General features: G+C 63.2%; 16 protein-coding genes. 4 read left to right on the top strand and 12 right to left on the bottom strand.

Annotated features, from left to right (window positions below):
- Window positions 1-6: 6 nt before the first annotated feature.
- The 11 genes from M1D34_RS19655 to M1D34_RS19605 all read right to left on the bottom strand — a co-directional run bounded on the left by M1D34_RS19655 (window position 7) and on the right by M1D34_RS19605 (window position 13,669).
- Window positions 7-1,239: an ABC transporter substrate-binding protein gene (locus tag M1D34_RS19655; protein ID WP_498783807.1), complete on the bottom strand. Its 1,233-nt coding sequence runs from the start codon at window positions 1,237-1,239 to the stop codon at window positions 7-9.
- Window positions 1,232-2,407 carry an ABC transporter ATP-binding protein gene (locus M1D34_RS19650; protein ID WP_498783805.1) on the bottom strand — a complete coding sequence of 392 codons (1,176 nt, stop codon included), beginning with the start codon at window positions 2,405-2,407 and terminating at the stop codon, window positions 1,232-1,234. Before M1D34_RS19650 ends, M1D34_RS19655 begins: the two co-directional genes overlap by 8 nt.
- 39 nt (window positions 2,408-2,446) lie before the next feature.
- A complete protein-coding gene (locus M1D34_RS19645; RefSeq protein ID WP_498783804.1) occupies window positions 2,447-5,539 on the bottom strand; it encodes an aminotransferase class III-fold pyridoxal phosphate-dependent enzyme in 3,093 nt (1,030 codons plus the stop codon).
- A 13-nt stretch (window positions 5,540-5,552) separates the two neighbouring features.
- Window positions 5,553-6,221: an SDR family oxidoreductase gene (locus M1D34_RS19640; protein WP_498784314.1), complete on the bottom strand. Its 669-nt coding sequence runs from the start codon at window positions 6,219-6,221 to the stop codon at window positions 5,553-5,555.
- A gap of 25 nt (window positions 6,222-6,246) precedes the next feature.
- On the bottom strand, window positions 6,247-7,896 hold the full coding sequence (locus tag M1D34_RS19635) for an amino acid ABC transporter permease (RefSeq protein WP_498783802.1): 1,650 nt from the start codon (window positions 7,894-7,896) through the stop codon (window positions 6,247-6,249).
- Window positions 7,897-7,969: 73 nt separating this feature from the next.
- A complete protein-coding gene (locus tag M1D34_RS19630; RefSeq protein ID WP_127581308.1) occupies window positions 7,970-8,716 on the bottom strand; it encodes a transporter substrate-binding domain-containing protein in 747 nt (248 codons plus the stop codon).
- A 30-nt stretch (window positions 8,717-8,746) separates the two neighbouring features.
- Entirely contained in the window at window positions 8,747-9,814 is a 1,068-nt protein-coding gene (locus M1D34_RS19625) for a LacI family DNA-binding transcriptional regulator (RefSeq protein ID WP_498783799.1), read from the bottom strand.
- A gap of 234 nt (window positions 9,815-10,048) precedes the next feature.
- Window positions 10,049-10,600 (bottom strand): MaoC family dehydratase, encoded by a 552-nt coding sequence (locus tag M1D34_RS19620; RefSeq protein WP_015242959.1) that lies wholly within the window; start codon window positions 10,598-10,600, stop codon window positions 10,049-10,051.
- An 87-nt stretch (window positions 10,601-10,687) separates the two neighbouring features.
- Window positions 10,688-12,001, bottom strand: coding sequence for a TRAP transporter large permease (locus tag M1D34_RS19615; RefSeq protein WP_498783798.1), 1,314 nt, complete (start codon window positions 11,999-12,001; stop codon window positions 10,688-10,690).
- Window positions 11,998-12,510, bottom strand: coding sequence for a TRAP transporter small permease (locus tag M1D34_RS19610; protein ID WP_010975939.1), 513 nt, complete (start codon window positions 12,508-12,510; stop codon window positions 11,998-12,000). Before M1D34_RS19610 ends, M1D34_RS19615 begins: the two co-directional genes overlap by 4 nt.
- A gap of 181 nt (window positions 12,511-12,691) precedes the next feature.
- Window positions 12,692-13,669, bottom strand: coding sequence for a C4-dicarboxylate TRAP transporter substrate-binding protein (locus M1D34_RS19605; RefSeq protein ID WP_017271848.1), 978 nt, complete (start codon window positions 13,667-13,669; stop codon window positions 12,692-12,694).
- 735 nt (window positions 13,670-14,404) lie between these two features.
- Here M1D34_RS19605 and nirB point away from each other — a divergent pair.
- The 4 genes from nirB to M1D34_RS19585 are packed head-to-tail and all read left to right on the top strand — an operon-like array spanning window position 14,405 to window position 20,974.
- Window positions 14,405-16,867, top strand: coding sequence for a nitrite reductase large subunit NirB (nirB, locus tag M1D34_RS19600; RefSeq protein ID WP_498783796.1), 2,463 nt, complete (start codon window positions 14,405-14,407; stop codon window positions 16,865-16,867).
- Window positions 16,868-16,870: 3 nt separating this feature from the next.
- Window positions 16,871-17,209, top strand: coding sequence for a nitrite reductase small subunit NirD (gene nirD, locus M1D34_RS19595; RefSeq protein WP_004434827.1), 339 nt, complete (start codon window positions 16,871-16,873; stop codon window positions 17,207-17,209).
- A 2-nt stretch (window positions 17,210-17,211) separates the two neighbouring features.
- Window positions 17,212-19,869, top strand: coding sequence for a nitrate reductase (locus tag M1D34_RS19590; RefSeq protein WP_498783794.1), 2,658 nt, complete (start codon window positions 17,212-17,214; stop codon window positions 19,867-19,869).
- A complete protein-coding gene (locus tag M1D34_RS19585) occupies window positions 19,841-20,974 on the top strand; it encodes a siroheme synthase family protein (RefSeq protein WP_498783792.1) in 1,134 nt (377 codons plus the stop codon). The genes M1D34_RS19590 and M1D34_RS19585 overlap by 29 nt, the downstream gene beginning before the upstream one ends.
- A gap of 24 nt (window positions 20,975-20,998) precedes the next feature.
- Here M1D34_RS19585 and M1D34_RS19580 read toward each other — a convergent pair whose 3' ends face one another.
- Window positions 20,999-21,484: an NUDIX hydrolase gene (locus tag M1D34_RS19580; RefSeq protein WP_498783790.1), complete on the bottom strand. Its 486-nt coding sequence runs from the start codon at window positions 21,482-21,484 to the stop codon at window positions 20,999-21,001.
- Between the last annotated feature and the right edge of the window lie 103 nt (window positions 21,485-21,587).

Genomic DNA, 21,587 nt, shown 5'->3' with positions numbered 1-21,587 from the left:
CACTCCTTACTTCAGCAGGCGCTTGGAGCGCTTGACCGCATCGTCGAGATGGGCCTTGGCATTGCCCTGGTCGATCATCGTCGCCTCGATGGCGCGCGCCAGATTGTCCTGAATCTTGCCCCAGTTGGCGTTCTTCAGATAGGCGTGCCTTTCGGTGTTGGAGTTGGCGAGAATATCGAAGAAGGGCTTGTACACAGGGTCCTTCGTCATCCCTTTCGCCTCGGCCACGCTCTTGCGCACCGGCAGGTCGTTGACGCGCATCGCGACCGAGTCGGGCGAGGAGAAGAACTTCACGAATTCCCAGGCGAGGTCGGGATGGGCGGCGTCCTTGGCGATGGAGATCGCCGAAACGCCGAGTGCCGAATGGGCGGGACGGTCGCCGAATGTCGGCAGCGGCGCGACGCCATAGCTGAAGCCGGCGGCATCGATATCTGCCTTGTCCCACATGGCGCTCTGGAACATGGCGATCTTGCCGCCCTGGAACAGCGTGTCACCCCCCGTTTCGTCCCCGAGGTGCAGCGTCACGGCTTCCTCTTTCCTGGCCATGTCGGCGAACATGCCGAGCACGGCGGCGGCCGCGTCGCTATTCATGTAGCCATCGATCTCCTTGCCGTCGTCGGAGATGTATTTCGTGCCGTTCGACCACAGGAACTGCTCGAAATCATAGGGGTCCGGCTTGGCGTCGACGGCGAACCCGTAGACCTTGCCGGCCTCGTCGCGGAACTTGGCTGCCTTTGCGCGCAGATCGTCCCAGGTCCAGCCCTCCTTCGGCTCTTCGACACCCGCCTTTGCGAACATTTCCTTGTTGTAGAAGACCACCTGGGTGGTGAATCCCGAGGGCATGCCGTAGGTCTTGCCCTCGATACGCGTCGTGTTCATCAGGCCTTCCCGAAAATCGTCCGGCTTGATCTCGGCCGAATCGCGCGCGATCAGCTCATCGAGCGGCATCAGCGACGTGTCGTATTGCGGGAAGTTCCACATATACATGACATCGGGCGGATTGCCCGCTCCGAAGGCGGCGACGAGCTTCTGGTCGTAACCCTCGGCATAGGGTTCGACCTGAACCTTCACGCCGGGGTGCTTCTCTTCGAATTTTTTGGCGATCGCCTGCTGGATGGCAAGGCTCTCGCCCGTGTCCCAGGTCGCGAAACGCAAGACCTCCTCTGCGCGCGCAGTCGCCGCGCCGGCAACCGACAGGGCCAAAAGCGCTCCGATGATCGTCGTTTTCATATCAGGCATGTCTCTCCTCCAAAACCGGCGCACGCGCGCCCCTTGCCTTCTCGTTATCGATAAGTGCCTTCGTTTCCGGATCGAGCCGCCTCGCGATCGCCGTGCCTTCGGCATCGAACAGATGGCAGTGCTCGGGGGGCAGGCGGAGATGAACTTGATCTCGGCTCGCGACCGGATGGGTGCCGCGCACCACGGCGGTCAGATCACCACCGCCCTCGACACCGATATGAACGTGACTTTCCGTGCCGAGCCGCTCGACGAGCCTCACCGTGCCGGCGAGATGCGCCTCCTCCGGCGAAGTCAATTCGAGCTTGTCGGGGCGAATTCCGAGGGTGACCGGACGATCCCGGTTGAGCGGCTCGGACGAACAGGTATCGAGCGTCACCGGCCGCGATAAGCCGCCTCCGGCAAGCGTCACGCGGGTCGCAACCTGCTCCGCGACACCCGCCGGCAGGAAGTTCATCCGCGGTGAACCGATGAAGCCGGCGACGAAGAGATTTGCCGGACGATAGAACAGTTCGAGCGGCGTGCCGAACTGGCTGACGCGTCCCTTGTCGAGCACCACGACCCGATCGGAGAGGGTCATGGCCTCCACCTGATCATGCGTCACATAGATCATCGTCACGCCGAGGCGTTCGTGCAGCGCCGCCAGTTCGACGCGCATCGTCACTCTTAAACCGGCATCGAGATTGGAGAGCGGCTCGTCTAGCAGGAAGAGCTTCGGCTCGCGCACGATCGCCCTGCCGATCGCCACACGCTGACGCTGGCCGCCGGAAAGCTGGCGGGGCTTGCGGCCCAGGAGCTCCGTGATCCTCAGAATTTCGGCCGCATTGTTGACACGCCGGTCGATCTCGTTTCGCTTCATGCCGTTCAGCGCAAGGCCGAAGGAAAGGTTCTTGCGCACGTTCATATGCGGATAGAGCGCGTAATTCTGGAAGACCATGGCGATGTCGCGCCTGGCGGACGGCAGATCGGTGATGTCGCGGTCGCCGAGTCGGATCGATCCCCCGTCGAGATTTTCAAGTCCGGCGATCGAGCGCAGGAGCGTGCTCTTGCCGCAGCCGGACGGCCCCAGAAAGCAGACGAACTCGCCGTCGGCGATCTCGAGATCGATGCCCTTCAAAATTTCATGGGAGCCGAAGGACTTGCGAAGATTGTCGATGCGAATTGTGGCCAAGCTCCCCTCCCGGCAGGCGGCTGATCAACCGCTTGCTCATCAGTTCGTTAAACGTTTTTTTATGGAATAAAAACGTTTAACTTTGTTGTAAAGAGGAAACTTCCATCGGGCGGCCTTTACCTGCGCCAGCACCGCGTCGAGGGCCTCGAGGAAACGGTCGCAATCGTCTGCGCTGAAGGGCGCAGGCGGCTTGATTTTCAGCACGTTGTGCTGCGGCCCCTCGCTCGACAGCAGGATGCGGTGCCTCTCCTTCATTTCGGCAATGACGAAGTCGAGCTCCGCTGCGGCCGGCTCAAGGGTGTCGGGATCACGCACGAGCTCGATTCCGTTGAAGAGACCGTAACCGCGCACGTCGCCGATGATCGTATGGCGGCTGGCGAGTTCGCGCGCTCCATCCATCAGACGGTTTCCGACGACCGCACAATGGTGCATGAGGCGCTCATCGCGGATGATGTCGAGCACGGCGAGGCCGATCTCGGCCGATACCGGGTTTCCGCCGAACGTGTTGAAATATTCCATTCCGTTTGCAAAGGCCGCGGCAATCGCCTCGGTGGTCACCACCGCCGCCATCGGGTGGCCGTTGCCGATCGGCTTGCCCATGGTGACTATGTCGGGCACGACTCCTTGCGTTTCATGCGCCCACATATGACTGCCGACACGGCCGAACCCCACCTGGACCTCGTCAGCGAGGCACAACCCACCGGCCGCACGCACATGCGCATAGGCCCCTCTGAGATAGCCTTCCGGGAGCACCAGTTGACCGCCCGTGCCGAGGATGCCCTCACTGAAGAAGAGCGCGGGTTTGCGCCCTTCCGCCGCCAGAGCATCGATCTGACGCTTCACGTCCTCGGCATATTTGCGCCCCGCGTCTGTATCGCCATAGCGATAGCGTCCACGATAGAGGTCCGGCATTTCGGCGACCCGCACATGCGCCGGCCGCCCTTCCCCGCTCTTGCCCGCGAATTTATAGGGACTGACATCGATCAGGCTTGTCAGATGGCCGTGATAGGCGTGATCGACGGTAATGACGTCGCGGTTGCCGGTATAGGCGCGCGCCAGCCGGATCGCGAGATCGTTGGCCTCACTGCCGGAATTGACGAAGAAGCAGACGTTCAGCGGATCAGGGAAGAGCGCCGCAAGCCGGCGCGAATATTCCACCAGACCGTCATGCAGATAGCGCGAATTGGTATTGAGCCGCGCCATCTGCATCTGCGCCGCCTTGACGACGCGCGGATGGCAATGGCCGACGTGGCAGACATTGTTGACCATGTCGAGCCAGCGCGTGCCCTCGTCATCGATCAGGTAGGCGCCCTCGCCGGCAACGATCTTGAGAGGCGCCGAGCCGTAGGCGATGCTTAGGGAGCGACCGATGCGGCGCTGGCGTTCGCGCACCAGGAACGCCTTGCCGCGCTCGACGATCACCGACGCCGGAACGGAAAGGCCGAGCACGACGCTCGGATCGGGGCTGATCTCTCGCCAGACCTGCCACTGCTCTTTGACGCCGACGCCGTGCATGCGACCCTCGAGGCCGAGATGATCGGTGACGATCTGGAAATGCAGATGCGGAACCCACCCGCCGTTTTCGGCGCGATTCCCCATGGCCGCGAAAGCTTCGCCCCTGGCGACCGGCTGGCCGATCGACAGCCGTGAGGCGCTTTCACGGGAGAGATGTCCGTAGAGCGTCCAGAACGCGTCGCCCTCGCCCGTCCTATGTTCGAGCAGAATGGTCGGTCCGAAACCGTAAGGGACCGCGTCGTCATGGTAAAATGCGACCTTGCCGGCGAAGGGTGCATGCACCGGCTCGTTGGCGGGAGCGAAGAGATCGATGCCAAGGTGAATCGTGCGGCGCAGGCTTGCAGTCGCCTGGTAAGCGTCACCCTTGTAGACCGCTCTGTCCTCTCCGTAGAGGCCAAGGCCGAAATCCGCCCCCTCCGCACGAATATGTGCTTCGATGCGCGCTTGCGCCACGTCCTTGTCGAGACCTGCCCAGGTCTCGGAGCTGTTCGCGGAAAAATCGAAGACGGCTGGTTTCGGTCTTGCGATGCCCGGCTTGATGACGCCCGAAAAATCATGAGCATTGCTCTCCAGCCACCGCACCACCCGCGCGGCCTTCGGAATCGGTGCAAAACCGCAGGCGTCGCGAAGGCGGGCGATGGCAAAGGGCCGGTTATCTTGCTCGAGGCGTCTCAGTTCCCGCCAGACGTCCTCCTGGCTGACGAGCAGATAGGTGTTTTCGGGGTTGTCGCGGATCTGCCTCGCCGCCATGCACATGCTGACGGCATAGCGGGTGCGCACGAGATCGAAGATCAGCTCGGCCTCCGTTTCGCCGAGCGGATTGACGCCGTGATAGCCGCCAGCCAGCCGCGCGATGGCGCCGATCGGATCCGGCGAACCGATCAGCGCATAGGCGGAAGCGACCGCCACTTCCACCACGCGATTGCTCTCGACCATATCGCCGAAGTCGAGCAGTCCGCTGACGCAGCCGTCGGCGCCGACGAGGACGTTATAGTCATTGGCATCATTATGGATGACCTGCCGGGGGCAAGCCTTAAGGCGCGGCAGCACCGTGGAGACGAAGTGCTCGAGGATCGCGCGAACCGCTCGCCGCTTCTCCATACCCTCGATCAGATCGACATTGGCGAGGTGCATCTCCGCCCGGGCTATATCCCAGGCGTACTCTCTCCTGGTCCCGGGATGAGAGAAACCGGCGAGGCTGCGGTCGAGCTTGCCGAGCAGCGCCCCAAGGGTCTCGACGCTGTTGCTCGAGCGGTTGGCGGCTCGTGCCCAGGTTTCCCCGGGCAGCCACGTCAGAAGACGTGCGACGCGCTCTCCATTGAATTCGACGCGGGTGAACGAGGCGCCGGAGCGGCTCGGCAGGGCCTTCGCGACAGGCAGCTCCGTCGCCTCGCGCGCGAGATGGTCGAGAACCGCGATCTGCATGTCGAGCTCCTCGGGCGCGCCGAGGGCATGCAGCTTCAGCAGGAACGCGCGACCGTCGCTCGCCTGAATGCGGAAATTGAGATCGTGCTCGCCGGGCAGCGCCAGGATTTCTCCCGCGATGCCGTATTCGGCGGCAAGCAGGGCCTCGATCGCTGCTATTCCCTGCACGTTCTTGATCTCGCTCGTCGTCATCGTTCCACTCGCTTCACCACGATACCGTTCTGCCGTCGAAGGCCCGGAAGCTGCCGCTCTCGGCGAGCCCGGTCCTGCCTACGATCGCCTTCAGGCCTGCGGCACTCTCCGCAACCGGCACACTCGCCTGAGGGCCGCCCATATCGGTTCTGACCCAGCCGGGGTGGAGCGACAGCACGGTGACACCGTGCGGGCGCAGATCCTGGGCGAGCTTGATCGTTGCCATGTTCAGCGCCGCTTTCGAACAACGATAGGCATAGTCTCCTTCGTCGTCGTCGAGCGTGCCCTCGGCAAGCGATCCTGCGCGGCTGCTGATATTGGCGACGATGCGATCGCCGCCAGCCAGGAGATTGCGGAGCAGCGCCCGCACGATCAGGATCGGCGCCAGGGCATTGACGCGCATCACCTCCAGGAAATCCTCGGGCTCCACGGTCGACAGTCCGCCTGTATCGCCGCGGATTGCGGCATTGTTGATGAGGACATCGATCGGCCGCTCGCCGAGGCTTTCGGCAAGCGCCGCCATCGAGCTGGCGTCCGTGACGTCGAGTATCCGACGTTCGATGCCGGTTTCCCCATTCCCCGCCGAAGGTTGACGGCCGCAGGCGATCACCCGCCAGCCGGCGGCTGCATATTGCCGTCCAAGTTCCTGACCAAGGCCCCGCGATGCGCCGGTGATCAGCACCGTGCGCGCACCCTCTTCCCCTCTCCTATCGATGCTTGATGTCATATTTCCGCTCGATCATGTTGATGAGGCTCGCCGCCGCGAGCGTCAGGAAGATGTAGAAGATGGCTGCCGAGTTATAGGGCGCAAAGGGCAGGAAACTCGCCGACTGGAACTCGCGCATGCGCTGGGTGATGTCGCGGATCGACAGAATCGACAGGAGCGACGTGTCCTTGAGGATCGCGATCAGCTCGTTGCCGAGCGGTGGAATGATGATCCGGAACGCCTGCGGCAGGACCACCAGCCGCGCCGTCTGCCACCGGTTGAGCCCGATGCTGCGCGCCGCTTCGATCTGGCCGATCGGGATCGCATTGATGCCGGAGCGGAAGATTTCCGCCAGATAGGCGGAATAGGCGAGCGCCATGGCGACGATGCCGCGCATCAGGTTCGGCGGATCGAGCACGCCTTGTGTCGCATCCTTCAGCGCCCCGCTTAAGGGCAGGCCGACATAGAGCACGATCACCAGCATCGGAATGCCGCGAATCGTGTCGACGACGAACTCCGAGCCGATCGCCAGGGGATGACGGCGGTGCAGATAGCCGCCGAAGGTGAGCAGACCGAGGATAATTGCCAGGACGGCGAAAGTGATGCCTGCGGCCCGGTCGCGATCGTTCAAGGCCGCCGTTTCCCAAAGGAGCGGCAAGCCCCCGGGTACGGCTGCCGACGGCAGAAGCGCCGCCGTCACCTCGTTCTTTTCCATCGCCGCGACTGCCTCCGCCGGGCCAAGGAAGGTTCGCACCGCCGCCTCTTCACCGGGCGCGCCCGGATATTGGCCGAAGCGCACCGCGCCTATGAGGCCGGACGGCGTGTTGCTGACGATCGCGACCGTGCCGTCGAGCCGCCCCGCAAGCACATAGGCCGTGCGAGGCTGCAACAGGAACCAGGCGGCGACGAGCGTCAGGCCGAGGGTCGCGAGCGCGAAGATGATGCTGGTGCGCGCCGTATAATGCAACTGAAGCAATCCGACCCAGATGAGGCCGATGATCGCGGCGAGAAGATAGGCGGCAATGGCTGCGCGAACCGTCGTCGCCACGCCGGCGGCAAAGGCGATATGCGCAAAGAAGAGGATGAACAGGAGCCCCGCACCGTTGACGAGGCCGATGCTTAACGCTCCCAAGCGGCGCATGATGCTTTCCGGCGTGAATGCCTTGCCGGCACCGAAGAAAAGCATGAAGCCGAGCAGTGTCAGCGCGAAATAGGCCGGAAAAAGCACGGCCTCGATGCCGCGCAGGGTCATGTCCGCGGCGTCCGTGAGTTGCCGAGGGCTAAGCCCCTTCACAACGAGATCGGACGTGAAGGAGTCGACGGCATTGGCGACGACCGACGCAAGGTAGGGGTGAACGGCGTCGCTCAGAAGCACGGTGGCCGCCGCAGCGAGATTGAGTACGGCGGCAGCGAGCGCCAGCCGCGGCCGCGGCGCCTTGGCTCGGGAAAAGACGAGAACGGCGACACCCGAGCCAAAGGCGACGAGCAGAGCAAGGAAACCCGGTACGAAGGCGGACGAGCCGTTCTCGACTCCGAGAATGGCTCTCAGCGAACGTTGGTAGTCTCCGGAGGAGGCGAAAAGATAGATGATGAACGGCAGCGCTGTCAGAATGATCAGATTGCTGGGCCGCACGCTTCTCAGGAACGACATTCATCCCTCCCGGGGATCCTGCGCAGAAATTCGGCCCCGGAGCGCAGACCGCTCCGGGGGTGCTCGGATGAGGTTACTTCACGCCCCAGTATTTGTTGACGAGCTGATCCAGCGTGCCGTCGTCGCGGATCATCTTCAGACCTTCGTTGAAGGCGGCGACATTGGCATCGCCCTTGCGGAAGACGAGGCCGAGCGGATCGGATTCGAGATCCCGGATCGCCACCACGAGTTCGCCGACGAACTCGCGTTCGTAAGCGGCAGCATTGGCCCCGTTGATGACGACGCCATCGACATCTTTGTTCTTGAGCGCGATGATCGCGGCGCTGAAGCTGTCATAGGCGACGACGTTTTCTTTGCCGACCACCCCCTCGGCGACCTGCGCATCCGTGGTGTTGGCCTGGGCGGAGAGCTTCTTGCCCTTCGACTTGAAGTCCTCCAGCGACACGCCCTGGTCCTCGACCCGCATCAGTACCGCCTGGCTGTTGACGATGTAGGGATCCGAGAAGTCCATGGCCTTCTTGCGTTCCTCGGTAATCGACACGCCCGAGGCAACGAGATCGAAGTTGCCCTGGTCGAGCGCTGCGAAGATGCCGTCCCAACCGGTGGTCACGAATTCCGCCTGACAATTGATCTTGGCGCAGATCGCATTCACCACATCGATATCGAAACCGACGATCTGGCCGGTCGCAGGATCGACGCTCTCCATCGGCGGCGAGGTCGTGTCCGAGCCGACCTTCAGCAGCTTCCCGCCGAGATCGGCGGCCAAGGCCCCGCCCGAGGCCAGAACCGCAACCGCCAGTGCAATCATCAATTTTTTCATATTGTTCTCCTCCGTTGTAAAAGTCGTTTCTCAAACGCTGTGAGGTAGCCGCCCGCCGAGACTGTCGGGCTGCCTCTCGATCAGCCTTGGCCTGAAAACCTGTTTCAACGTCCGCGCATCCTCTCCCGCCATGCGCCGCAGCAGGAACTCCCCGAGGGTTCGCCCGAGAACTTCGATGGGCTGATAGAAGGTCGTGATCGGCGGCGTGAAATAGGCGCTGACATTGATGTCGTCATAGGCGACCACGTCGACATCGACGCCGATCCGCCGTCCACGCGAGCCCAGGCCCGAAAGCACGCCGAGCGTGGTCGACTCGTTGCTGCAGACGAAGGCCGTCGGCGGCCGCGCCGCGTCGAGAAGCCCGAGCGCGCTCTCGCGGCCGAAATGGGTAGATAGGTCGCCTTCGGCGATCAGATCGTCGGACGGCGATAGGCCCGCCTCGCGAAAAGCCCGCATGAAGCCGTCCACCCTGTCCTCGGCGTAGGAGAGATGCCGGAGCGGATTAACGAGCGCGATCCGCCGGTGTCCGCCGGCAATCAGCCGGGCGGTCGCCGCATGGGCCGCCCATTCGTTGTCGATGTCCACATGCGCGTAGTCGAGGGGCTTCCGACAGCGACCAAGAGAGACGAAGGGAAACCGGCTCTCGACCAGAAGATCGATGCGCGGGTCGTCCGCGCGTATGCCTGAGAATATCAGTCCGTCCGCCAGACCCTCATCGATGATCCGGCGCGCCACCTCGCAGCCGTCCTCCACATTGCGCACGACGTGGACCGACATCCGATAGTCGCTGCCTTCCAGCGCCTGACTGATGCCGCTGAGGATCTGGGTATATTCGACGCCGTCCCATTCATAGTCGCGCGCAGCCGTTACCGGCATGAGCACGGCAGCCTGGCAGGTCCGGCCGGTCCTCAGCGCCATGCCGCGGGCGTTGGCACGATAGCCGATGTCTGCAGCGGCGCGATGGATGAGCGCCTTCGTGGCCGGCGCAACCATGGGAGAGCCGTTGAGCGCCTTCGACACGGTCGCAATGGAATAGCCCGTAGCCTCGGCCAAAGCCTTGATCCCCGGCCGTGCGCGCGGCGACTGCGTGTTTTCCATGATCGGCCTCCCGACGAAAGCCGTATCAGCTGATAAAAACGATTTCAACGAAAAATATAAACGTTTTTATTCCGTGTTCGCATGAGTATATGCGGTTGGTGGATATGTCGGCGAGCGATTGAGGATAATGCCTGCGCCACGAGAAACGGCGCGCAGCAGGATGCCGAGAAACGAGCTCATGTCGATTACGACGACGCCGGCAAGCGGAAGCTCGTTTTCTTCGGTCTCTGTTCTCTACTTCTCGGTCTTGCCGGCAAAATCCGCCGGGTTCTTGTATTTCACCGTTTGCAGATGCTCGCAGTAGAGCACCAGCTCGCCCTCGTTCTTGAAGACCTGGTAGCTGGCGCGGATGAGCCCAAGGTCCTTGTAGCGGGGCGTTTTTTCCATGTTGGTGCGGATCGTATAGATCGTGTCGCCTATGAAGACCGGCTTGATGAACCGCAGTTTGTCGTAGCCATAGGAAAAGGCGTTGACGCAGTTGGTAGCGACGAGGCCGAGACCGGCCGAGAACACGAAGGCGCCGGCAACGAGGCGACGGCCGAAGATGCCTTCCCGCTCCGCAAACATCTGGTCCTGGACATAAGGATGGATGTCGACGACCAGGGTATTGAAGAGATGGCTATCGCTCTCGCCGATCGTCCGGCGTAACGACCGGATGCGCTGACCGACGGGCCAATCCTCGTAGAACCAGTTTTCGGCGTTCCAGACGGGCAAAGCGGAATGGTCTTCCGGCATGTCGGCGGGACGTGTCGAAGAAACTCCGACGGTGGGCGTGAACTCATCCATGATCAGTACCTGCGTAGGAAGGCCGGGATTACCAGGGCCGTTTCCGACCTCTGCGCCACCGTGGCGCAGAGGTCGTATTTCGTCGCGCTATTGGACCGCCGTCGTCCCATAGACCAGGTTCGGCAGCCAAAGCGACAGCTGCGGGAACATGCTCAGCATGACGAGAATGACCATCATCATCGCCAGGTAAGGCAGCACCTCGCGGGCATAGGCCATCATCGGCACTTTCAGCACCATGGACGAGATGTACATCAATCCCCCGACCGGCGGCGTGATGCCGGCGATGGTCAGGTTTGTGATGAAGACGACGCCGAAATGCACGCGATCGATGCCCACGCCGTCGATGATCGGGATCAGCATCGGCGTCAGGATGATCAGCGCCGCCGACCCCTCGATCGCCGTGCCGATGACGATCAGCAGGACGTTGATGAGGAGCAGCATCAGGAGCGGATTGTCGGTGGCTTCGCCGAGCCAGCCGGACATGGCCTGCGGCACCTGCTCCCAGGCGAGATAGAAACCGAAGGCTGCCGCCGCGCAGATCATGATCATGACCACGGCCGAATCGCGCACGGCCTCGGCAAGAACCTCCGGGATCTGGCGGAAGGTGAATTCGCGGTAGCCGAACACGGCGACGAAGAGCACGTAGACGACCACCACCGCACCGGCTTCGGTGGTGGTGAAAAGACCGTATCGCGTACCGGCGAAGATCACCACCGGGATCGACAGCGCCCAGAGCCCGTCGATCAGCGCCCGGACGCCCTCTGCGCGGGTGGCACGCTCCTTGCGCAACGGCTTGTAACCACGCTTGCGGGCGATGAAATAGGTGGTGACCATGAGCCCGGTCGCCAGCACGAGGCCAGGTATGACACCCGCTGCGAAGAGCCGGCCGATGGACGTCTCCGCCAGAAAACCATAGACGATAAGGCCGATCGACGGCGGAATGAGGCTCGTGATGATGGCCGCCGACGATGTGATGACCGCGGCGAAGGCCCGGCTGTAGCCCCGTTGCGACATCTCGACGCCGAGCGTCTTGGCGAGCATCGCCGCATCGGCATTGGCAGATGCGGTAAGTCCGCCGAGCAAGGTGCCGAGCACGGTGCACATCTGCGCCAGCGCGCCCGTCATGTGGCCGACGAGCACGTCCGCAAGCGCCAATAGACGCCGCGTGATGCCCGAGGCGTTCATGATGCAGCCGGCAAGAACGAACAGCGGCAGCGCCAACAAGGACACGTATTGACTGCCTTCAGCCATTTCCTGCGCGAAATTGGCGAGCGGGATCATGTCCATATTGATGAGGAAGAAGGCGAACGCTCCGATCGCCATGGCCCAGGTGATCGGCGTCGACAGCAGAAACAGGACGACGACGAGAAGCGAGGGGCCGGCCAGATGGAACAGGGTCATATCAGCGATTCCAAATTGCGGTGCTGACGGGCGACCCAGGGCCTCTCGACGATCAGATGCTGGACGAACATCCCGGCGGAGGCGAGCGCCAGAGGCGCATAGGACAGGCTGCGCGACAGATCGAGTGCGATCGTATGCACATTGCGTGAGGTCCAGGCCTGCCAGGCGAAGAGGATGGTCATGACGATGAAGAAGAGCGCCAGCAGCAGATAGTTGAACCAGGCGACGGCTTTCCGCCAGCTGTCCGGGAGGGCCGCGACAAGCACGTCGATCGCCGCATGCGTGCCGAGACGGACGCCCGCGACGGCACCGAAGAAGACGAGATAGGCGAAGACCATCATCGCGAGTTCATAGGTCCAGGCGGCCGGCTGCGGAAAGACATAACGGCTGACGACCCCCCAGAGGATCGAGAAGACGATGACGAGGAGCGCCGCGACGCCGATTGCCTCATCGGCGCGGCGCAGGCTGAAGAGAGGAATTGTCTCCTCCGGCGAGCGTGAGCTTTCCATGATGCCTCGATTGTTAAGGGGCAATCCGAACTGGCGTCGATGCAGGCCCGTTTGGCATTCGGGGCGCGATCACGCCGGCGAAGACGCGGCCCCGCGGCAGCTGCGTCCAAGAGCGGGGTGAAGAAAAGTGTACGCGGTCTTCCGCCCACATCCCGCTCTAATTCTTCGAAACCGGCGTCTCCTACTCTGCCATCGCCTTCTGCACCTGATCATAGATGCCGGGCGTGATGTTCGGCACCTTCTCATAGGCAGCACGCGAGGCCTCGATGAATGACGGAATGTCGACATCCGTCACGATCTCCACGCCGGAGGCGGCGAGCTGCTTTGCATAGGCATCGTCCGTCTCCAGCGTCATCTGCGTCAGTTCCTTGGCAATCGTCTGTCCTTCCTCCAGGAGGATCTTCTGCAGGTCTTCGGGCAGGCTGTTGAAGAACTGGCTGGAGGCCACCCAGGCCGTGAACATGATCTGGTGGCCGGTCTTCGAAATGACCTTGCGGGTCTCGTTCAGCTTCGCCCCGGCGATCGAGCCGAAGGGACCCTCGGCCGCGTCGACGACTCCGGTCTGCAACGCATTGTAGACATCTCCCCACGGCAATTCCGTCGGCCTTGCTCCGTAGTTGCCGAAGGTCGCCATCATGATCGGCGACGAGGGGACGCGAATGGTGACGCCGGCCAGGTCCGCGGGTGAGCGAACCGGCTTGTTGGCGATGATGTGACGATAGCCGAACAGGCCGTTCGGCATGATGATCTTGATGCCCCGCGCCTCCAGCTTGCCGGAAAGGTCCTTGTAGAGATCCGAAGCGAAGAGACGGTCCGTCGCCGCCAGATCCGGATAGACATAGGGGCCGGCGAGGATCGACAGATCCGGCACGAACTGGCCTAGCTGACCATAATCGGTGGCGCTGAGCAGGCTTGCGCCGCTCATCACCATCTCATTGACCTTTTTTTGCGCGCCGAGCTGATCGCCCGTCATGACGGTAATGGCGATGCGTCCGCCGGAACGCTCACCGACACGCTCGGCATAGGTCTTCATCGCCTTGATGATGGGCTCGTTGGGATTCACCTGCGAGGTCGAGAATCGCAGGCTGTATTCCTGCGCGTTGGCAATGCCGCAGAACGACAATGCAGCCATCGCGGCCGCAGCGATCAAGGTTTTCATGCTGTCCTCCCTATTCCGGACTCCGCCTCCGGACTTTCACAAGTTTGAATAATATATTCACAAATGAACGAATGGCGTCAAGCGATGAATCGTCGCTCGATGGCCTTCAAAACAGAGAAAATCTCGACGGCTTTCATATCGCGACGGCTCAATTCGCGCGAACAATCTATTCCTAAATAAATTTTCGGACCGTCCGGATCTCGGAGAGCCCGGCAGTCGATCCATCCTCGGCCCGCGATCCTGGGCTCCTCCGCGCGTCATCCTTGACCAGGGTCACGCCGAGGATGACTGCGCTGGCACAAGAAAGGGCGCGGCGAGACCGGTGCACCAATCGGCTGATCATTGCGAACGGCACAAAATTTCATCACCGAGTGCAAACGGCTTACTTTTAAAGCAAACGGCTTACTTCGCGACAAAGGGCGTTTTCCGTCTTCTTCAGAGTTTTCAAGGCAATAGCCGAAGGGCGGAGATCTGGCACAGCATTTGCATTCCTACAACTGCTTCGGTCAATGGCGATTGAAGCGAGCTCAGGCGCCGCATACGCCTGCCGAAGACACCGACGTCGCAAGGTCTTTGCCTCCGTAAGGGTTTCCTCCCGGTCCCGGAGCGCAATTTCCGAGCGGCGTTTTTTTATGCCGGTTTCGGCCGGCCAAATCGAACCGACCTGAACTGCCGCGAAGCACTGCTCGAATTTTTCTATGAGCGCCCGCTTCGTAGAAGCTGCGGAGTGACCACATGACTGAAACTGCACGCGAGAAACTCGTCATCGTCGGCAACGGCATGGCTCCGGGCCGGATGCTGGAAGAGCTCTTCGAAAAGGCGCCCGGGCGTTATGCCGTAACGATCTTCAACGCCGAGCCGCGCGTCAATTACGACCGCATCATGCTCTCGCCGGTGCTATCCGGCGAGAAGGAGTATGAGGAGATCATCATCCATGGCGACGGATGGTACATCAAGCACGGCATCACCCTCTACAAGGGCCACAAGATCATTGCGATCGATCGCGACGCCAAGACCGTCACCTCCGACCACGGCGTCACGGAAAGCTATGACAAGCTGGTGATCGCCACCGGTTCGGTGCCCTTCATCATCCCCGTGCCGGGCAAGGAACTGCGCGGCGTCATCACCTATCGCGACCTGGACGACGTGCAGGCGATGCTGCTCGCGGCGCAATCTCGCGAAAAGGCCGTCGTCATCGGTGGCGGCCTGCTCGGGCTGGAGGCGGCAGCAGGTCTTCAGGCACGCGGCATGGACGTCACCGTTCTGCATGTCATGCCGACACTGATGGAACGCCAGCTCGATCCGGCCGCAGGCTACCTCCTGCAGAAGGCCGTCGAAGAGCGCGGCATCAAGGTCGTCACAAAGGCGAACACGAAGCGCATCCTCGGCGAGGAGAAGGTCGAGGGCATCGAACTCGACGATGGCCGGATCATTCCGGCGACGCTGGTCGTGATGGCCGTCGGTATCCGGCCGAATGCCGGTCTTGCCAAGGAAGCCGGGCTCGCCGTCAATCGCGGCATCGTCGTCGACGCCGGAATGCAGACGTCCGACGGGGACATCATGGCGCTCGGCGAGTGTGCCGAAGTCGGCGGCATGGTCTACGGCCTCGTCGCGCCCCTTTACGAAATGGCGCGCGTCGCCGCCTCCCACCTCGCCGGCGACCGTCGCGCCGCCTTCGCGCATTCCGACACGCCGACGAAACTGAAGGTGACGGGCATCAACCTCTATTCGGTCGGCGACTTCGCCGATGCCGACGGACGCGAGGAGATCGTGCTGCGTGATGCCACTGCCGGCATCTACAAGCGGCTGGTACTGAAAGACAACCGCATCATCGGTACCGTGCTCTATGGGGACACTGCCGACGCTGCCTGGTTCAACGACCTTTTGAAGCGCGGGACGGACATCTCCGAAATGCGCGACACCCTTATCTTCGGCCAGGCCTATCAGGGGGGATCTCCGCTGGACCCTACGGCGGCCGTTGCAGCCTTGCCGGATGATGCGGAAATCTGCGGCTGCAACGGCGTGTGCAAGGGCAAGATCGTCGGAGCGATCACCTCCAAGGGCCTGACCTCGCTCGACGACGTGCGCGCCCACACCAAGGCTTCCGCCTCCTGCGGTTCCTGCACCGGCCTGGTCGAGCAGATCATGTCGCTGACGCTCGGCGACACCTACAATCCGGCTGCGGTGCAGCCGATGTGCAACTGCACCGATCTCGGCCATGACGACGTGCGGCGCCTGATCAAGGCGAAGAAGCTGAAATCCATTCCCGCCGTCATGCAGGAACTGGAATGGAAGACCTCCTGCGGCTGCGCGAAGTGTCGCCCCGCCCTCAATTATTACCTCGTCTGCGATTGGCCGGATGAATATGCCGACGATTACCAGTCGCGCTTCATCAACGAGCGTGTCCACGCCAATATCCAGAAGGACGGCACCTATTCCGTCGTACCCCGCATGTGGGGCGGCGTCACCAATTCGAAGGAACTTCGCGCCATCGCCGATGTCGTCGACAAGTTCAACGTGCCGCTGGTGAAGGTGACCGGCGGTCAGCGCATCGACCTGCTCGGCATCGAGAAGGAGGACCTGCCCGCCGTCTGGGCCGATCTCGGCCAGGCGGGCTTCGTTTCGGGTCAGGCCTACGCCAAGGGGCTCAGAACGGTGAAGACCTGCGTCGGCTCCGATTGGTGCCGCTTCGGCACGCAGGATTCGACCGGCCTCGGCATCCGCATCGAGAAATTCATGTGGGGCTCCTGGACGCCGGCCAAGCTGAAGATGGCCGTCTCCGGCTGCCCGCGCAATTGCGCGGAGGCGACCTGCAAGGACGTCGGCGTCATCTGCGTCGACTCCGGCTTCGAGATCCATTTCGCAGGTGCCGCCGGCCTCGACATCAAGGGCACCGAGGTTCTGGGTCTGGTCAGGACCGAGGACGAGGCGCTCGAACATATCGTCGCGCTGACGCAGATGTATCGCGAGCAGGCCCGCTACCTCGAGCGCATCTACAAATGGGCAAAGCGCGTCGGCCTCGACGAGATCCGCCGACAGATCATGGACGATGCGGAAAAGCGCAAGGCCTATTTCGACCGCTTCGTCTTCAGCCAGAAATTCGCCCAGGTCGACCCTTGGTCGGAACGGGTCTCCGGCAAGGACAAGCACGAGTTCCGGCCGATGGCGACGGTCGGCTTCAATCAGGCAGCGGAGTAATCGATGACGATGAACTGGATTGCAATTGGCGATATCAACGACATCCCGCTGCGCGGCGCCCGCTGCGTCAGGACGCCCACAGGCAAGATCGCGGTCTTCCGGACCGCCCATGACGAGGTCTTCGCTATCGAGGACCATTGCCCGCACAAGGGCGGCCCTCTTTCCCAGGGGATCGTGCACGGCACGGCCGTCACCTGCCCGCTGCACAATTGGGTGATCTCGCTCGAGACCGGCAAGGCGCTCGGTGCCGACGAGGGCGAGGTGCGCACGATCCCCATCCGCAACGACAATGGCGCATTGTTCGTCGCTCTCGAGAGCCTCGCACTGGCAGCGGCGGAATAAGAATGGCGCAAGAGGTCAAGACCACCTGTCCCTATTGCGGCGTGGGCTGCGGCGTCATTGCCCGTGTGGGGGATGACGGCGCAGTGAGCGTCAAGGGCGATCCGGAACATCCCGCCAATTTCGGCAGGCTCTGTTCGAAAGGGTCGGCGCTCGCCGAGACCCTCGATCTCGACGGCCGCCTCCTTCACCCGGAAATCGGCGGCCGTCGCGCAGGCTGGAGCGAGGCGCTCGACCTCGTTGCCGAACGCTTTTCGCGCAGTATCGCCGAGCACGGTCCCGATTCGGTTGCCTTCTACGTCTCGGGACAATTGCTGACGGAGGACTATTACATCGCCAACAAGTTGATGAAGGGTTTCATCGGCTCGGCGAATATCGACACGAATTCCCGGCTCTGCATGTCCTCCTCCGTCGCGGGCCACCGCCGGGCCTTCGGTTCCGACACGGTGCCGGGCGCTTACGAGGACCTGGAGCTCGCCGAACTCGTGGTGCTGACGGGCTCCAATCTGGCCTGGTGCCATCCGGTTCTCTATCAGCGTCTCTCCGCAGCCAAGGCAAACCGCCCGGAGATGAAGATCGTCGTCATCGACCCCCGGCGCACGATGACCGCGGACATCGCCGACATGCATCTGGCGATCGCGCCCGACGGAGACGTCGCCCTCTTCAACGGCCTGCTTGCCCATCTCGCCGCAAGCGGTGCGGTCGACCGGAACTATATCTCGAATTACACGAGCGGCTTCGACGAGGCCGTCACGGCCGCATCAAGGCTCGATCTTCCCGCACTCTCCACGGCGACCGGGCTGACTGTGGCGCAGCTTCGCGCCTTCTTCCGGCTCTTCGAAACGACCGAAAAGGTCGTGACCTGCTATAGTCAAGGCGTCAACCAGTCTGCCGCCGGGACCGACAAGGTCAATGCCATCATCAACTGCCATCTCGCGACCGGCCGCATCGGCCGGCCGGGCATGGGACCCTTCTCGCTGACCGGGCAGCCCAATGCGATGGGCGGGCGGGAGGTCGGGGGGCTGGCAAATATGCTTGCCGCCCATATGGACATCGAGAAATCGCTCCACCGGGATCAGGTACGGCGCTTCTGGGGCGCGCCCTCTGTGGCGAGCAAGCCCGGCCTCAAGGCGGTGGACATGTTCCGCGCGGTCGCAGACGGGCGCATCAAGGCGCTGTGGATCATGGCGACGAACCCGGTCGTCTCGATGCCCGACGCCGATGCCGTCGAAGCGGCGATCAAAGCCTGTCCCTTCGTGGTCGTCTCCGACATCGTGAGAGATACCGACACGGCCCGCCACGCCCACGTGCTCCTGCCCTCGCTCGGCTGGGGCGAGAAGGACGGTACGGTCACCAATTCCGAGCGCCGCATCTCGCGCCAGCGCCCCTTTCTCGCAGCCCCCGGCGAAGCGCGGCCCGACTGGTGGCAACTCGCCGAAGTCGGAAGGCGCATGGGCTTCGCCGCGGCCTTCACCCATGGTTCACCAGCCGAGATCTTCGCCGAGCATGCCGCGCTTTCGGGGTTCGAAAACGAAGGACGCCGCGATTTCGACATCAGCGCCCATGCGGAGATCGACGGCCCTGCCTATGACGGACTGAGGCCGTTTCAGTGGCCGCAGCCCCAGGGCAGCGCGCCGCAGAAGAAGCGGTTCTTTGCCGAGGGCGCATTCTATCATCCGGATGGCCGCGCGCGCCTGGTCGCGGTCGAGGTGCCACAGCCAAGAAGTGCTATCGATGCCTTCCCCTTCACGCTCAACACCGGCCGGGTGCGCGACCACTGGCATACCATGACGCGCACGGGCAAGAGCGCCCGGCTGTCGTGCCATCTCGCCGAGCCCTTCGTCGAGATTCATCCGCGTGACGCACAGGGCGCCGGCATCAGCGACGCCGACCTCGTCACCCTGGAAAGTCCGCACGGGGCGGCGATCGTCCGGGCGCTGGTCACCGACCGGCAGGCGGAAGGCAATCTCTTCGTGCCCATGCACTGGAACGACCAGTTCGCCTCCAAGGCGCGGATCGATGCGCTGGTGGCGCCGGTCACCGACCCGGTCTCCGGCCAGCCGGCGTCGAAGAACATGCCGGTCCGTGCGAGCCGCTTTGCGGCCGCCGCCTATGGCTTCGCGGTTTCGGCGCGTAAACCTCAGGAACTCGACGCCGCCTATTGGGCGCTCGCCAGGGCCGAGGGCGGGTGGCGGGTGGAACTCGCCTTCGCCGAAACGAATGCCGACTGGCTCGACTGGTGCCGGAAGGCCTTTGCGATCGCCGCCGGGATCGAACCGATCGGCTATACGGACCGCACCTCCGGCGAGCTTCGCCTGGCCTTTTTCGAAGGGGACCGGCTGCTCGCTACCCTGTTCCTTTCTCCGCGGCCGGTCGCCGTCGCGCGCAGCTGGGCGGTATCGCAGCTCGGCGCTTCACACCACAATCTCGCCAGGCGCTTCGCGGTAACCGCCGGCCGCCCGGGCGCCGACACGCCCGATCCAGGCGCGACCGTCTGCTCGTGCTTCAGCGTCGGCGTCAACCAGATCACTGCCGCCGTCCGCGACGGTTGCCACAGCGTCGAAGCGGTGGGCGAGAGGCTCAGCGCCGGCACCAATTGCGGCTCCTGCCGCGCCGAGATCAAGGGAATCATAAATGGCTGCCTCACCCTCGCTGCGGAGTAATCTGGCCCAAAAGCCTCAACGAGTGGCCGCACTCGCGACGCTGCCGCTCTTCTGGCCCCTGAACGGCAAACAGGCCGTCGTCGCCGGCGGCAGCGATGCGGCCTCCTGGAAGGCCGAGCTGCTGGCGGCCTGCGGCGCCGAAGTTCACGTCTACGCGCCACGTGCGTCGCTGAGTGACCTCTTCCTCGACCTCCTCGCCCGTGGGCCCGCGCATGAGCACGGCTTGATCATTCACCACGACCAGGCGTGGCATGAGGGTGTTTTTCGCGACGCGGCTATCGCCATTGCCGATTGCGACGATCAGTCCGACGCGGAAGCATTCTTCCGTGCCGGGCGGAGCGCCGGCGTGCCCGTCAACGTCATCGACAAACCGGCCTTCTGCGCGTTCCAGTTCGGATCGATCGTGAACCGCTCGCCCGTGGTCGTCGCGATCTCGACCGACGGCGCGGCACCGATCCTGGCACAGGCGATCCGCCGGCGGATCGAAGCCCTGCTGCCGCCGGCTCTCAAACATTGGGCGACGGTGGCGCAGGCGATCCGCGACCGCGTGAACGCGCGCCTGAAACCCGGTTCCACGCGCCGCGCCTTCTGGGAGCGCTTCGTCGACCGGGTCTTTCTGGATGCACCGGAGGAGGGTGTAGAGACGCGGCTGATGGCGGAGGTGGATCGTCTGGTCACGCGCCCCTCCGCCACCGGCCGCGTCACCATCGTCGGCGCCGGACCCGGCGACGCGGAACTCCTCACCCTGAAGGCGGTTCGCGCCCTGCAAGCCGCCGACGTGATCTTCTTTGACGAATGGATCCCCGACGACGTCCTGGAACTGGCGCGCCGGGAGGCAAGGCGCGTCCCCGTCGCGCCGAGCGCCAAGGGTCGAAGCAGAGACATCGCGGCTCTCGTCGGGGAAGGGAAGCGCGTTGTGCGCCTTCGGTCCGGGAACCCGATGGCGCTTGCCGGTACCGTCAAGGAGATCGCAGCGCTTGAAGGCCTTGGAGTTCCTGTCGAGATCGTGCCGGGTGTAGACGCGGCACCTTGCCGTTCCGACGTGATCCAGGTGGCCTTCCGCCGGAGGGAGGTCTCGCAACCGGGCCTGCGCGCTGCCCATTGATGCAGACCGGGTGAACGCAACCGCTCAGGAGGCGGAGCCCGCGGAGCGGTTGGCGTTCCGCGATGCCTCCAGCCGATCGATGAACGGCCGTTGCGAAACATTTATCTTGCTGCGCGCCTCCTCGAGCGTGAACCATCCGGCGCGGTCGACCTCCGGGAAGACCTGCATTCTGCCGCTCCGCGGCGGCCACTCTGTCTCGAACACGTTGCTGCGCAGGCTGGCTACGTCGAATTCACTCTCATGCGCATAGGCCGTGACGAGCTTGCCGCCCTTCTGGCGCTCCTCGCCGAGAAACTCCAAGGGGCCCGTTATCGCGATGCCGGTCTCCTCGAGGAACTCCCGGCGCGCAGCGGTTTCCGGCTCTTCATCGGCATCATACTCACCCTTCGGGATCGACCAGGCCCCGAGGTCCCTGTTCATCCAGAAAGGCCCGCCCGGATGGACGAGCAGAACCAGGAGGTTGCCCGCCTCGTATCGATAAAGCAGAACGCCCGCACTTTTCTTCGGCATTTTCGACCTGCCTGTTTGAAACTGCGCACTTCCGACGGAACCACACACACTTTTCCTCATCCCGCTCTAAGGCCTGTTGAGATTCGGGCAACCCGCAGCGGCT

Source organism: Ensifer sp. D2-11 (assembly GCF_054161295.1).
Note: the sequence above shows the minus strand (reverse complement) of the source record. Positions and strands in the feature narration are given on the sequence as shown.